Source organism: Rufibacter soli (assembly GCF_054781795.1).
The window spans coordinates 44,936-58,787 of sequence record NZ_BAAGTS010000006.1 but is presented as its reverse complement, the minus strand read 5'-3'; the positions used below and the strand labels follow the sequence as shown (position 1 = coordinate 58,787).

The window sequence follows — 13,852 nt, the reverse complement described above, 5'->3', positions numbered from 1 at the left end:
ACACCATTAGGCTATACTTCCTCTTTGATTTGCTTTTTTGAATTTTGGCGCAAGTTACTTAACAATGCGTAGATTTCAAATCCGGTGTAGATAAAATAAAGCGCGAAAAAGTTAAACACGAATTGGATTAACCGCTCCTCATGGAAATATCTATATACAAAAATTGCTATTATAGCAAAGACCATCCGCACTCCCATGGCCGCGTAAAAATAGGCATGCAGGTTCTCAGAATCGTGCTTGAAACCTAAATGGGTGATGTAATGGGTGAAAATGGCGACAAACGAGAAAAACAGCAACCCCCACCAGATGAAGGGATGCACCAGCTTGTCACCGGTTAAAACCTGTAGCCCTACTACCACCAACACCAACACTCCGGTGAGCAGCAGCATGTTTCTAATAAATTTCACGCGGGGTTATTTCTTACGGGTAAGCGACACAATCACCGAGTACATAGAGGCAAAGACCGCCACCAGCAACAAACCCAGCGTCCACCAGGGCGTCTGGTTCTGGAAATGCGCGTCCAGTTTGCGCCCACCCCAGGCCGCCAATCCCATGATGGCAATCATCTGGAAAGCCAGCCCTGAATACTTCAGGTACGGCTTTACCTGAGACTCTTCTTGGTTATCAGAGGGTTGTTCCGGCTGGCTCATAGTTATTGTATTATAAGACAAAGGTAACAAACCATTTCACAGCAATGGCAGAAAGAATGAAGGCTGTTTTGGGCCTGTTTTTAGAAAAACGAGCAAAAAACAGGATCGGTTCGCACAAAAAGACGTTTCATGCGTTTATCTCCAACAGGCCAATTTGCGTACTAGCGTAGCAAGAGCGCAAAAAAACGTAAGTTTGCTTGGTTGCCTGAGGCACCTTTTGGTCTTGGCCAGACAGGCAACCCCTTTGAATACCCTAATTCTACTATATCCGGCACGATTCTACTGATACTCCATAGCTACTTTACCTTGAAGCTGACACGTTTTCTCTCTTTCTTCTTTTTCCTGACGCTTCTGGCCGGCTGCGCCCCAGATAAGCCCCTGGGCAGGTTTTACCGTAACCTGAACGCCCGGTTCAACGGCTATTTCCTGGCCCGGGAAAAAATGGAGGAAGTGGAAGCCAAACTGGAAGCCGCCACTGTCAATGACTACAACACCATCCTGGATATTCTGCCTCCTCTTGATACCACCGTGCTCAAGACGCTGGCCCCAGACCTGGACGAAGTGATCAAGCGGGCTTCCTTCCCCATTGCCCGGCACCCCAAATCAAAATGGATAGATGACTGCTATGTTTTGATTGGCAAGGCCCGTTACTATCAGGGTGAAGACGCCGAGGCCGCCAAGACGTTCCGGTTTGTACAGACCACCAGCCCAGACCGCCATGCCCGCCATGAGGCCATGATCTGGATGATGCGGCTGGCACTAAGGCAAAAAGACTATGACCAGGCCTTCTCCATTTCAGAGCAGTTCAAAAAGGAACGCATGAATGAAGACAACGGCCGCGAATTGTTGATCACCAGAGCCCACCTGGCTAAAATCCAGAACAACCTACCCCTGGCCGCCGAGAATCTGGAGCGGGCCGTGCAATACACCGAAAAGCGGGACCGGCAGTCACGGCTAAGATTTATCCTGGGCCAGCTGTACCAAGCCACTAACCAGGACGCCAAAGCCTATGAGCAGTTCGCCCACATCTTAAAGAAAAGCCCACCCTATGAACTGGGCTTTTACAGCAACCTGAACCTGGCCCAGGTAACGGAACTCAAGAGTGAGACAGACAAAGCCAAGGTGGCGGACTTTCTTTACAAACTCACCCGCGACGATAAGAACCTGGAATACCTGGACAAGATCTACTATGACCTGGCCAAGCTGGAGCTACGGGAGAAAAACTACCCAGAAGCATTAACCCTCCTTAAAAAATCCACGGCCGCCTCTACCTCCAACCGGGTACAGAAAGCCTATTCTTACTTGCTTGAAGGGCAGATTTACTATGAGAACCTGCAGCAGTACAAGCTGGCGCAGGCTTATTATGACAGCACCCTCCAGCTATTGCCACCCACCACGCTGGGGTATGAAGACCTGGAAGACCGGCGCACGGTTTTAACCGCCTTTACCCAACAACTGGAAATCATCAGGACCGAAGATAGCCTGCAGGCGCTGGCCCAATTACCGGCCGCCGAGCGCAGTCAGCGGGTAGCGGCTCAGATTCAGAAAGAAAAGGAAATGGAAGCGGCAGCGCTGGCGGTGGCTCCAAAACCCGGGCAAAACACTCAGACGGCTACGTTGCCTATAGCCGGAAGTCCTACACAAGGCAGTACCTGGTACTTTGACAACCCAGTGGTACTCGCCAGCGCCCGTAATGACTTTTTACGGACCTGGGGTGACCGGCCGTTGCAAGATAACTGGCGCCGTCAGGCGGCCCTCTCTGGGGGCGTAGGTTTAACGGCGGGGGTACCCACAAGCCCATCCGTAGACAGCACGGCGCTGGCTGCGGCCACTGCCCAGAAAGAGGCCACGTACCTGGCTGCCATCCCGCTTACCCCTGAGCAACGCAAAGCCTCAGATACCCGCGTAGAGGAAGCCTTATTTACTTTGGGCAATATTTATCAGCAACGTCTGCGCGAGCCCGAGAAAGCAAGCCAGACCTTTCAACAACTCCTGCAGCGGTTCCCTGCCTCGGCCCATGCCTCAGAGGTGTATTACAGCTTGTATGTCATGGCCTCAGCAGCGCAGCAGACAGAACAGGCGGCCGGCTTTGCCCGAACCCTTAAAGAGCGTTTCCCCAACTCAAAGTACAGCAAGCTGATTGAACAGCCAGATTTCCTGCGCACCTACTCGGTAGAGAACCAGGCGGCGCATGCGCTGTATGACTCTGCCTACGTGTTGTATGAGCAGGAGAAGTACCCAGAGACCCTGGCTGTTTTAGCCTCACTTTCCCAAAAACACCCTCAAAACGACATTCCGGACCAAGTGGCGTTTCTGCAGGCTTTAGTGAAGGGCCGCACCCAAACCCCCGCAGTCTTTAAAGCCGCCATGGAGGAGTTTACCGCCCAGTACCCTGAAAGCCCGCTGGTGCCCAAGGCCCGTGACTTCATTTCCCTGCACCAGCGCTATGAAAGCGGTGAACTGGCAAAGGTCCCTGAGATAACTGCCCCCATCACCCCCAAGGTAGAGGAACCCACCTATAAAACAGAGCGCAGCCTGCCGCATTCTTTTGTGGTGGTACATACCGGCGACAGCCTGGCCCTGCGCCAGCTCATGACTGCCTATCAGACCTACAACCAGCGGTTCCATCCTAAGAAACAACTGGTTCTGGAAAACGTGGCCCTGAATGACAGTACCCGTCTGTTGGTCATCCGGGCTCTGCCCGACTTTTTGGCTGCCCAGCAATATGCCAAACTACAAACCGCCCGTAGTTCACCCTTGGCCAACTTAAAAGGCCCGAAATTTGCTACCTTTGTAATTACTGACGCCAACCTGGCCTTGCTAAGAAAGCTGGGGGATATTGCGCAGTATGTAGCTTTCTTTGAAAAAAATTATAAATAATACCATGTCCTCAACGCCATCAAATGGGTACCGGAAGGCAATTTCGGCACTTTGGCTATTATTTGCCGGCGGATTCGTCTTCTTCCTTCTCTATATTTTTGCGGTCAGCATTAACTTCCTGAATCTTTTTGGAGACCTGCCGGACCTGAAAACCCTGGAAAACCCCAAAAGCGAACTGGCTTCTGAAGTCTATTCTGAAGATGGCAAACTGCTGGGTAAGTATTTCCGGGAAAACCGCAGCCCCGTTACCTATGAGCAACTGCCAGAATCACTGGTGAACGCGCTTATTGCTACGGAAGACATCCGGTTTGAGGAACACTCGGGTATTGATTTCAAAGGTACCCTGGCGGTCCCTTACTATAAATTAACCGGCAAGCAGGACCGTGGTTCCAGTACGCTTACCCAGCAGCTGGCCCGTAACCTCTTCCGGACCCGTGATGATCTTAATAACGGCCTGTTGAGTGATGTGCCCGGTCTGCGCATGCTTATTATCAAGACCAAGGAATGGATCATGTCCATTAAGCTGGAGCGCTCTTACACTAAGAAAGAGATCCTGCTTATGTACCTGAACACCGTGGATTTTGGCAGCAACGCCTACGGCATAAAAGTGGCCGCCAAAACCTTCTTCAACAAAAACCCTGACCAACTTTCCCTGGAAGAAGCCGCTACCCTGGTAGGTGTTTTAAAAGGACCATCCTTCTACAGCCCGGTTACCCGCCCTGAGCGCTCTATGAACCGGCGCAACACCGTGCTGGACCAGATGCTCAAGTATGAGTATATTGACCAGCCTACGTTCCAGGCGGTGAGTGCCAAACCCATCAAACTTGACTTCAACGTAGAGAACCAGAACAAAGGCCTGGCGCCTTATTTCCGCACCGAGATTGGTAAGTCTTTGGCGGTATGGTGCAAGGAAAACGGCTATGACCTATACTCAGACGGCCTCAAGATCTTTACCACCATTGACTCGCGCATGCAGCAGCACGCCGAGGCTGCCTTAGAGCAGCACATGAAAACCATGCAGAAGGAATTCTTCCAGCAATGGAAAGGCCGCAACCCCTGGATTGATGAAAATGGCAAGGAGATCAAAGGCTTTTTGATGGACCAAATGAAACGCACGGCCCGCTACAAAAGCCTGGTGGAGCAGTACGGAAGCAACGAAGACTCTATCAAATATCACCTGAACCATAAAATACCCATGCGCATTTTCACCTGGGAAGGCGAGAAAGATGTGGTCATGAGCCCTATGGATTCCCTCAGTCATTACAAGCATTACCTGCAGGCAGGCTTTATGGCCATGGATCCGCTCACCGGCAAAGTGAAGGCTTGGGTAGGAGGCACTAATTACAAGTATTTCAAATATGACCACGTGAAACAGGGTGCCCGCCAGCCGGGTTCTGTGTTTAAACCGTTTGTGTATACCGCCGCCATTGAGGCCGGTTATTCCCCTTGCTATGAGGTGGTAGACGCCCCGGTGACCATAATCAACTCAGACGGAGTTCCCTGGACTCCCAAGAACAGCGACGGGAAATACACAGGCCGTAAGCACACCCTGCGCGAGGCTTTGGCGCTTTCCATTAATACCGTGACCACTTACCTCATGAAGAAATTGGGCCCTGAAACAGTGGTAAGCACCGCCAAACGCTTAGGTATCACTACAAAGCTCAACCCTTATGCTTCCCTGGCTTTGGGCTCAGATGATGTGACCCTGTATGACATGGTGGGCGCCTACGGTACGTTCGTGAATAAAGGGGTCTGGACCCAGCCGCAATACCTGGTGCGCATTGAAGACAAAAATGGAACGGTACTGCATGAATTTGTGCCCAAAACCGTAGAAGCTCTAAGCGAAGAGACGGCCTACCTGATGGTGCACATGCTGCAAGGCTCCGCTGATACCCGTGGTGGTACCGCCTACTATGGCCTTCGTCACCGCTATGGCCTCAAGAACGAGATTGGCGCCAAAACCGGTACTACTTCTAATTACTCAGACGCCTGGTTCATGGGCATTACGCCAGACCTGGCCGCCGGTGTATGGGTGGGCGGTGAAGACCGAAGCATTCACTTCCGGAGTGCCGCGTACGGGCAGGGGAACAAGCTGGCCATGCCTATCTACGCCATCTTCATGAAGAAAGTGTACGCCGATAAATCGTTGAATGTCTCTAAGGCTCCTTTCCCTAAACCTGCGCAGCCGCTATCCATGCAAATTAACTGTGGGGTGTATAACAATGGCCCGGCAGTGGCAGATTCCGTACAACAAGACCAGGTGCTGTCCGTACCTGAGAACGTTGGAGAACAGGAGTTTTAAACTAGTACGCTGGTATGGCAGTAGATGAGGCCTTGAAGGAACAGTTGTTGCATTTGCCCCACCGGCCCGGTATCTATAAATTCTATGATGACCGTGGCATTATCTATGTGGGCAAAGCCATTGACATAAGAAAGCGGGTAAGCAGCTACTTCAACCGCTCTACGCAGCACAACAAGAAAACTCTCAAGCTCATCTCGCAGATCAAGCGGGTGGAGTTTACCATTGTAGACAGTGAGGCTGATGCTTTCCTGCTAGAGAATAACCTCATCAAGCAGCACCAGCCCAAATACAACATCCTGCTCAAGGACGGCAAGTCCTACCCGTATCTCTGTATTACCAATGAGCGGTTCCCAAGGGTTCTAAGCACCCGTAACAAGATCAACGACGGGTCCCGGTACTTCGGGCCCTACCCCAGCGGCACCAGCATGTACGTGGTGCTGGAGCTGATCAGGACTTTGTACCCCCTGCGTACCTGTAGTTATAACCTTAGCCCGGCCAACATTGAGGCCGGTAAGTTCAAGGTGTGCCTGGAATACCACATAGGCAACTGTAAAGGTCCCTGTGAGGCACTCTACAGCGAAGAAGAATACAACCAACACATTCTCCAGATCAGGAACATCTTGTCTGGCAACATGACCGTAGCCAAAAACTACTTCAAGGAAGTCATGTCTGCGGCGGCCGCCGAATTCCAGTATGAATTGGCGCACCAATTCAAGCAAAAGTTAGATATGCTGGATGATTTCCAGGCGAAGTCTACGGTGGTTAGCCACACGCTCACCAACATTGACGTGTTCACCATTACCTCTAATGAGAAGTGCGCCTTTATCAACTACCTCAAGGTGATGAACGGCTCCATCATTGGCACCCAGTCCCTGGAACTGCAGAAGAAGCTGGAAGAAACCGACCAGGATATCTTGGCTTCCATGATCATGCAACTCAGGCAGGAGTTTGACAGCGCCGCCAAAGAGATTCTGGTCAACATTGATAACCTGGAGCTTCCTCTGGAAGGCGTGACCGTGACGGTGCCTCAAATTGGTGATAAACGCAAGCTCCTGAACCTCTCCCTTAAGAATGCGCTCTATCTGCGTAAGGAAAAGGAAAGTATGCAGGACAAGTCTAAGGATAGCAACGAGGTACGCATCATGGAAACCATGAAACGTGACCTACGCCTCACTGAGCTTCCCAAGCATATTGAGTGTTTTGACAACTCCAACTTCCAGGGTGATAACCCAGTGGCCTCGATGGTCTGCTTCCGGAATGCGCGGCCTTCTAAAAAGGATTATCGCCACTTTCACATCAAAACCGTGGTGGGTCCCGATGACTTTGCCTCTATGTATGAGGTGGTCACACGCCGCTACCGCCGATTGATTGATGAAGGTACTTCCCTTCCCCAATTGATCATCATTGACGGGGGTAAAGGCCAATTAGGCATGGCGGTTAAAGCCCTTAAGGATTTGGGCATCTATGGGCAGGTGGCCATTGTGAGTATTGCCAAGCGCCTGGAGGAGATCTTCTACCCCGGTGACACCCTTCCCCTATACATTGACAAGAAGTCTGAGACCCTAAAACTTATCCAGCGCCTTCGCAACGAGGCCCACCGCTTCGGGATTACGTTTCACCGCTCTTTGCGCGATGCAGGCACCCTCCAGACCGAACTTACTAAAATCAAGGGCCTTGGCCCAGCCACCGCCGAAAAGTTGCTGACCAAATTCAAGTCCGTCAAGAAGATAGCAGAACTATCACAACAGGAACTGGAATCAGAAGTAGGAAAAAGCAAAGCCCGACTATTGGTAGATTATTTCGCACAGGCTAAACCGTAGGCATCCTGTTTTAAGCCCGTTTTTTGAGAAACGGCCTCAAAACAGAAATCCTCTTCTCTTGCTAGCAACCATTGGGCGCCAGCAATTTCTTCAAACTTTGGTTTTCCTTTCAAAAGATGAAATGCGTTTTAAGCCTGTTTTTCAAAAAACAGGCTTAAAACGCATTTTCCCCTTTATAATTAAGAGCCCCACGCTTCAGGGCTTTTAATTATGAACCAGGTATAAGGATAATCCTGGAATTAGGGTAATCCCCTTCCAAGTCAATTATTTTTAAAAGCGGGTCCCTTTTTAAGTAGGTTCGCAATCTGCCTCGATCTTTAGGCTTTAAGCTCTAACCATCAAAAGCCAGATACTTTTTTAAGGGCACAAAAAAAGGAGACCTGAAACGGTCTCCTTTTTTTATTTCATGCTTGGCTCACATTAGTAGCTCCACAAGCTGTATTCAAATTCAATGATCTCTTCCATGGCTTGTTGGGCAGCCAAAAGACCTTTTTTACCAGTACCATACACTTCTTCCAGGCGGGCATCACTTACGTTAGATACCTTGGTGATGTAAGAGCTGAATAACCACAGGTCAAAGGCATCTGCCAGGTTCTTGTGTTGTGCGTCATTCTGGGCGTTAAACCAGAGAGCTTCGTCTGGGTGCGCTTTGAATACACGGGCCAGGTCAGAGTATTTGAAAGAGGCAATTGGTTTCTCAAAGCCCAGGTTGTTATACTTTGCCGGCATTACCAAGGTAATAGCCTGGATATCATGGTATAACCGTGAACGCTTCTTATCAAAGATAACGTCTTCCTTGATCTCTAACTTGTAAAGCTCATTGGGCAAAAGCTCAAAGCCAGTGGTTGCAACGGTTGGTGCCGTGGTGGCCGTAGTGCTTTTCGCTTTAGCGGCTGGCTTCTTTGGCGCTGGGGTTCCCCATCCGTCATCTTCAGCGGCGGCTGGTTGGTCAAAACCAGCGGCTTTCTCCGCTTCCGTTAAACCACCACCTGAGGTGCTCGGGCTCATGTTTCCCATCATCTCAGAACCACTGATAGGGGTATTCAAGGTGTCAGAACGATAAGCCTGCAACTCTCCACGCTTCACTGCATCTACAATCAGCTTGGTAATTTGCTTGCCGTTAGAGAACATAGGCTTGTTCTGCTTTTCACGCAAGTCAACCGCACGCCAAACTGTCTTTTTGAACAAGACATCTGAAGCAGGAATTGGTCTGGCAGAGGCTGGTGCAGCCAAAGAGCTGTCCATTCTTGCCTGGTTTAATTCTGCCTGCTTCTGCTCTGCCTGCTGACGCTCCAACTCCTCCTGACGCTTTTTATCTGCAGCTGCTTTGGCGGCCGCGCTTTGCGTAGAAGTGGTAGTTTTTTTAGTAGTGGCACGTTTCTGTGCCGTACTAACTACCGGAATGCTAAGCAGACCAGCTAAACCCAACACAATTAATTTCTTCATGGTACTAAGAAAAATATCTTACTAGTTAAGCTGAATGTTGATACTTGAGTTATCAGAAGGAACAACTTCCTGCTGATCACGATAGTTCAATCTTCTGATCTCTTTAATGTCAACGGCAATTCTATCACCTGGGCGAGCCTGGCCAGCCAGGTTTCCTAAGCTTACAGTTGGGCCATTCCCTACTACCTGCCCTACCGGGCGGCTACCGCGTACCAGGTACACCGTATATTGAGTTACTCTGTAACGAGCATCTTTTGGCAATTGGTTTTTAAAGCTTTCATCGGCTACAGCTCTCACTTCCAGGACACGTGGTCCTGGGGCTGGCATGCCTTTCACTACATCAACCGGACGGCCATTAGCATAAGCTACTACTTGCGGTCTTGGTACCAGTTTCACAGTGAAGTCCTGTGACCCGATGGCGTTTCCGCCGCTGCTCACATTCAGTTTCACTTGGCGTGAAGTAGGGATGATGGTCAGGAAGCCTTTCTTGGCACCTTTGATTACAGACGCACCTGAAGCAGAGAAAGAAGGATCATATACCGCGCCAAGGGCTGGTACCTGAACACTCAGTTCGTTTCCGCAGTTGAAGTACAATGAGTTGATTGAGGCTGACTGGATTTGCATCACAGGCTTGGCCACTACATAGTCCTGTACAACGGTAAAGGTTGTATCACGGCCGCTGGCCTGACGGAAACGCACCTGGCCTTTCCATTGCTTTTTAGCATTACCTTCAGCATCATAGTTACCAGCAGTAGCAGTGAACTCAATCTGTCCTTTACCAGCTTTCACTGGAATAGATCTGCCATCTACAGACATGGTAGGTGATACCGCGTCAGAAGAAGCCGCCAGGAACATTTCAGCTTTGTATTTGGTACCAGCTGCTACAGTCTTAGACTCAGCACTGGCCATGGCAAAGATGTTCTCAAACTTGATGATATCAGCTCCTACCTTTTGGGCAAGTTGTGACAAGGTCTCTGCTTCATACTTCAACACCTCAGATTCCTTTTGAGCCAAGGTGGCCAAGGCGGCTACCATTGGGGTCTCTTCAAAGTTCAGCTGCGCGAAGTTCTTTTTGCGTTGATCTTTGTTAGTGGCTACGCGTGGATCTTCTTTCCCGCCTAAAGCCAGTTTCTGAGGCACTTTGTCATTGTATTTGCGCAGATAGGTAGCGTATTGGTTTAATTTGGCTTCCAGTTCATATCCTTTGCCTTTTTTCAAACCACCCAGCATTATCTCGTTTACAATCTCATTCGCCTCAGGGTTCTTGTAATTATCCGTTTCCGGGTCTTTACCGCCGGTTTGCTTTTCCAGTTCCGCTCTCAGCGATCTGATATAGCTTACCAACTCAGCGGTAGTGCTTCTTACTTCCTGGGCCTGCTCAACTACCAGCTTATCTTTGGCAGTGCTTGCGCCATCTGCCACTGCTGCCTGAATTCCCTTTACTGAGCCCTGGTTATCAGAAATAGTTTTCTGGTTAACCCCCATTAAGCTGGCATCAATAAATTGGAATTTTAAAAGTATTGCAGAGCTAACGTTCAATGCCAATAGCGCCGTAAGAACGAGATACATCATCCCGATCATCTTTTGCCGTGGCGTCTCTTTTCCTCCAGCCATAGTATCCTGTTGTGTTTACCTTTTTAGTTAAACTTATTATTAAAATAGGATTGGCAGAGATTACCCTCTCATGGCATTTAACATGTTGCCATACACGTTGTTGAGCGAGTGCAGGTTCTTGGTCAGGTTAGTCACCTCATCTTTGAACTGCTCTGTCTCACGGCTGGCCGCAGTCAGGTTCTCCATGGCGCCAGAGATGCTACCATAGAATTTGTTGATGGTTTTCAGGTGGTTGTTGGCATCCTGAAGCTCCATTTCATACACTGCGTTCAAGGCACCCAGGTTCTTGGTTACCTGCTGTACTTGTGCATGGTAAGCTTGGGTGTCTACGGTGGCGCTAGCCATTTGAGAAACAGCCTCTAACGTAGTACCATAAGCCTCATTGATTCTATCTAAAGAGCCAGTAGCCGTTCTTACACGGGCAGCATACTCTTTTGTAGCTACAGTAGCGTCTGTCATATCTGCCATTTGCGAAGCAGTATCACTTAAACGGTTCAAGCCTTGACCCAAAGAGCTGATAGTAGCAGGAGTGACATTGGCGTCACGCAGCATTTTGTCTAGATCTCCAGTGATAGAAGCACCAGCAGAGGCAGTAGGCACCGTTGGCAGAGGACCATCATAGTCATCACGCAACTGTGGATACACGCGCTCCCACTCTGGCTCATGCGGAGGGTTTGGTTGAAATGCACTCAGGAAGAAGATAACAGCTTCAGTACCCAGACCCACGATCAACATTTCATTGGCTCCTGGTAAGTGGAGGATTTTAAACAATGCTCCCACAATTACTACTGCAGCACCAATACCATAAATTTTTGGCATTACTTTATCGTAGAAGAAGCTGCCTCTTACTTTGCTCATTTTTTAATGGATTTAGATTGTACGATTTGGTTTTTTAGAAATTTACTTAGTTAGCTTGAGGGGTGACAGGCAGAAACCTATCTTCCCAGATCAAAGTCTGATGAACGGCCAATGTAGATCATGGCGCTACGGAACCCAATGTAAGAACGGGCAGAATCCTGGTACTCAAAGTTACGAACTCCTGTCTCCAGGAAATGTGCAATGTCTTTCCAGGAACCACCACGAACAATTTTGCGGGGCTCATCATCTTTATAGTAGGTTGGGTTCAAATCCCATACCACCGGTACAGAGGCCTCTGAGTAAGCATCTTCACACCACTCAGACACGTTACCGGCCATATCATATAAACCGAAATCATTAGGATAATATTGTCCTACCGGAGCGGTATAGGTAAAACCGTCGCTGTAGTAGTCACCACGGCCTGGCTTGAAGTTAGCCAGCATACAACCCTTGGCGTTACGCAGGTAAGGACCGCCCCATGGGTAGGTAGCCAGGTCACGGCCACCGCGGGCTGCGTACTCCCACTCTGCCTCAGATGGCAAACGGAAGCTAGGCATTGGCGCCATGCCGCTTTCTACGTTGTAGTTGTTTTTGTTTTTGGTTCTCCAGCTGTTGAAATACTTAGCCGCAAACCAGTCAACGCCTACCACTGGGTAGTCATCAAAAGCTGGGTGCGAGTAGTAGTATTCCATCAGGGGATCACCCATGTGGTAAGTAAAGTCCTTTACCCACACGGTAGTGTCTGGATACAGCTGTGTCATCACAAACTCTTCACCCAGAATATCCAGGGAGTCTTGACGGATGGCATCCATAAACTGGCGGTACTCATTATTGGTGATTTCTGTCTCGTCCATGTAGAACCCACCAATGGTTACCTGCTTGTTCATGTTTGACATACTGGCCGCAATGTCCTGATCAGTCTGTCCCATATGGAAAGTTCCACCTGGGCAGGCAATCATGCCATAAGGGATCTCCTGCGGATTGAACTCCGGCCGGTCCATCGCTCCCACCACATCGCCTTGTGAGTCTCTCCCCATACCACAACCTGCCATTAGCATTACGCTTAAAGCAATGGCAGAAAACTGTAAAAACTTAATCATATTCTTGGACTTGATAAAGGCAGCGCTTCCGCTTAGTATTTAGTAATTTATAAGACAGCAAATATATATCGCAACTTTGAAAAACAAAACTAGTGTTTTTTCTTGAAGAACAATATGCTAACGATGCAAAGAAAATAATATTTTATTTAATCATTAATTCCCTTACTACAAGCAGTATGCCTGCTACTTAAAAGTAAGTACTTAAAAATTATAGCGGGGAGTCTTAACGGGAGGTTTTGTATTATTTTTAGGTCTAGGCAACCTATAACCTAGCATTACTTCATGCGAAGTAGCACTCTTGGCATCTGACCCTACGGCGGTATAGTCAAAAGCATATCCAAAGTTCAAAGCATTGTCCTTTAACAGGTAAACTCCTAACATCCCGGTAATCGCCTCTCCAAACCTATACCCTGCCCCACCCCAGAATTTATCATTAAAAGTCACTCGTCCGCCGGCCTCCAAAGAGGCGACTCCGGCACTCAGATCCTGCTTAAACAATATTGTAGGTGTAACGTCAAGAGAGTTAGAAAGTTCCATTTCATACCCTGCCGTGGCCATCAGGTGCTTCTCGGCAGTCACCGTTCCGTATTCTGAATTCTTGGCAGCATTCTCAAACTCATAGGTTGCCCCTAATAAGTTGGTTATGCCAGCCCCTACATACCACCGTTCCTGCTGATACCATAGCCCGGCCCCCAAGTCATATTTTCTGTCTGAGCTATTGAAGGGCACCCGCGGATCTGATTCCACATTTGCCCGGTACCGCCCTTTGCTCATATTGGTCATTCCACCCTGCACCCCAATCCCAAGCTTTCCTTCTCCTAATGAAAGATGGTAAGCATATGAAAGTTGCGCCTGAAACACATCAACGGCACCAATCTCATCTTTCATCACTACAAGCCCTACGCCACTCTTTAACGCTCCAATAGGCGCTGAAATTGTGAAGAGACCCGTCTTTGGCGCTCCGCCGGCATCAAAAGTTCCATCATACCCTAACCACTGGTAACGGTACAGCACATTCATTTCTGTCTGGCCCTTTATGCCCGCGTAACCGGGGCTTATAAACTGCCCGTTAAACGCGTAATGGCTAAACTGAGGCAGCTGCTGCGCCTGCACCAATACCGGTAAAATAAGCCCGATCAAACAGAAAAGGAAACGTAATTTGTGCATCATTGGTGGCATTTA

General features: G+C 49.2%; 10 protein-coding genes. 3 read left to right on the top strand and 7 right to left on the bottom strand.

Annotation, left to right across the window (positions count from 1 at the left end; translation table 11 throughout):
* Positions 1-11: 11 nt before the first annotated feature.
* Both ACYVJQ_RS18840 and ACYVJQ_RS18835 read right to left on the bottom strand, forming a co-directional pair.
* Positions 12-407 carry a hypothetical protein gene (locus ACYVJQ_RS18840; RefSeq protein WP_460894671.1) on the bottom strand — a complete coding sequence of 132 codons (396 nt, stop codon included), beginning with the start codon at positions 405-407 and terminating at the stop codon, positions 12-14.
* A gap of 6 nt (positions 408-413) precedes the next feature.
* Positions 414-650 (bottom strand): AtpZ/AtpI family protein, encoded by a 237-nt coding sequence (locus tag ACYVJQ_RS18835; RefSeq protein ID WP_460894670.1) that lies wholly within the window; start codon positions 648-650, stop codon positions 414-416.
* 306 nt (positions 651-956) lie between these two features.
* On the opposite strand from ACYVJQ_RS18835, the gene porW reads away from it, so the two are divergent.
* From porW to uvrC, 3 genes are read left to right on the top strand one after another with little or no spacing between them, the layout of a single operon-like run.
* Complete coding sequence (porW, locus tag ACYVJQ_RS18830; protein WP_460894669.1) at positions 957-3,530, top strand: type IX secretion system periplasmic lipoprotein PorW/SprE; 2,574 nt, start codon at positions 957-959, stop codon at positions 3,528-3,530.
* A 4-nt stretch (positions 3,531-3,534) separates the two neighbouring features.
* Complete coding sequence (locus ACYVJQ_RS18825) at positions 3,535-5,832, top strand: penicillin-binding protein 1A (protein WP_460894668.1); 2,298 nt, start codon at positions 3,535-3,537, stop codon at positions 5,830-5,832.
* A gap of 14 nt (positions 5,833-5,846) precedes the next feature.
* Complete coding sequence (gene uvrC, locus ACYVJQ_RS18820; RefSeq protein ID WP_460894667.1) at positions 5,847-7,652, top strand: excinuclease ABC subunit UvrC; 1,806 nt, start codon at positions 5,847-5,849, stop codon at positions 7,650-7,652.
* 420 nt (positions 7,653-8,072) lie between these two features.
* Here the strand turns inward: uvrC and porN are convergent, their stop codons facing one another.
* From porN to ACYVJQ_RS18795, 5 genes are all read right to left on the bottom strand, one after another.
* On the bottom strand, positions 8,073-9,098 hold the full coding sequence (gene porN, locus ACYVJQ_RS18815; RefSeq protein ID WP_460894666.1) for a type IX secretion system ring subunit PorN/GldN: 1,026 nt from the start codon (positions 9,096-9,098) through the stop codon (positions 8,073-8,075).
* A gap of 21 nt (positions 9,099-9,119) precedes the next feature.
* Positions 9,120-10,712, bottom strand: coding sequence for a type IX secretion system motor protein PorM/GldM (porM, locus tag ACYVJQ_RS18810; protein ID WP_460894665.1), 1,593 nt, complete (start codon positions 10,710-10,712; stop codon positions 9,120-9,122).
* Positions 10,713-10,772: 60 nt separating this feature from the next.
* Positions 10,773-11,570 (bottom strand): type IX secretion system motor protein PorL/GldL, encoded by a 798-nt coding sequence (gene porL / locus ACYVJQ_RS18805; protein WP_460894664.1) that lies wholly within the window; start codon positions 11,568-11,570, stop codon positions 10,773-10,775.
* 77 nt (positions 11,571-11,647) lie between these two features.
* Positions 11,648-12,670 (bottom strand): T9SS ring complex lipoprotein PorK/GldK, encoded by a 1,023-nt coding sequence (gene porK, locus ACYVJQ_RS18800; RefSeq protein ID WP_460894663.1) that lies wholly within the window; start codon positions 12,668-12,670, stop codon positions 11,648-11,650.
* Positions 12,671-12,871: 201 nt separating this feature from the next.
* Entirely contained in the window at positions 12,872-13,840 is a 969-nt protein-coding gene (locus tag ACYVJQ_RS18795; RefSeq protein WP_460894662.1) for a PorP/SprF family type IX secretion system membrane protein, read from the bottom strand.
* Positions 13,841-13,852: the final 12 nt, after the last annotated feature.

Coding starts and splice junctions, on each gene's coding strand:
- porL (WP_460894664.1), bottom strand. CDS start 11,570: ATGAGCAAAGTAAGAGGCAGCTTCTTCTACGATAAAGTAATGCCAAAA.
- ACYVJQ_RS18795 (WP_460894662.1), bottom strand. CDS start 13,840: ATGATGCACAAATTACGTTTCCTTTTCTGTTTGATCGGGCTTATTTTA.
- uvrC (WP_460894667.1), top strand. CDS start 5,847: ATGGCAGTAGATGAGGCCTTGAAGGAACAGTTGTTGCATTTGCCCCAC.
- ACYVJQ_RS18825 (WP_460894668.1), top strand. CDS start 3,535: ATGTCCTCAACGCCATCAAATGGGTACCGGAAGGCAATTTCGGCACTT.
- porM (WP_460894665.1), bottom strand. CDS start 10,712: ATGGCTGGAGGAAAAGAGACGCCACGGCAAAAGATGATCGGGATGATG.
- ACYVJQ_RS18835 (WP_460894670.1), bottom strand. CDS start 650: ATGAGCCAGCCGGAACAACCCTCTGATAACCAAGAAGAGTCTCAGGTA.
- porK (WP_460894663.1), bottom strand. CDS start 12,670: ATGATTAAGTTTTTACAGTTTTCTGCCATTGCTTTAAGCGTAATGCTA.
- porN (WP_460894666.1), bottom strand. CDS start 9,098: ATGAAGAAATTAATTGTGTTGGGTTTAGCTGGTCTGCTTAGCATTCCG.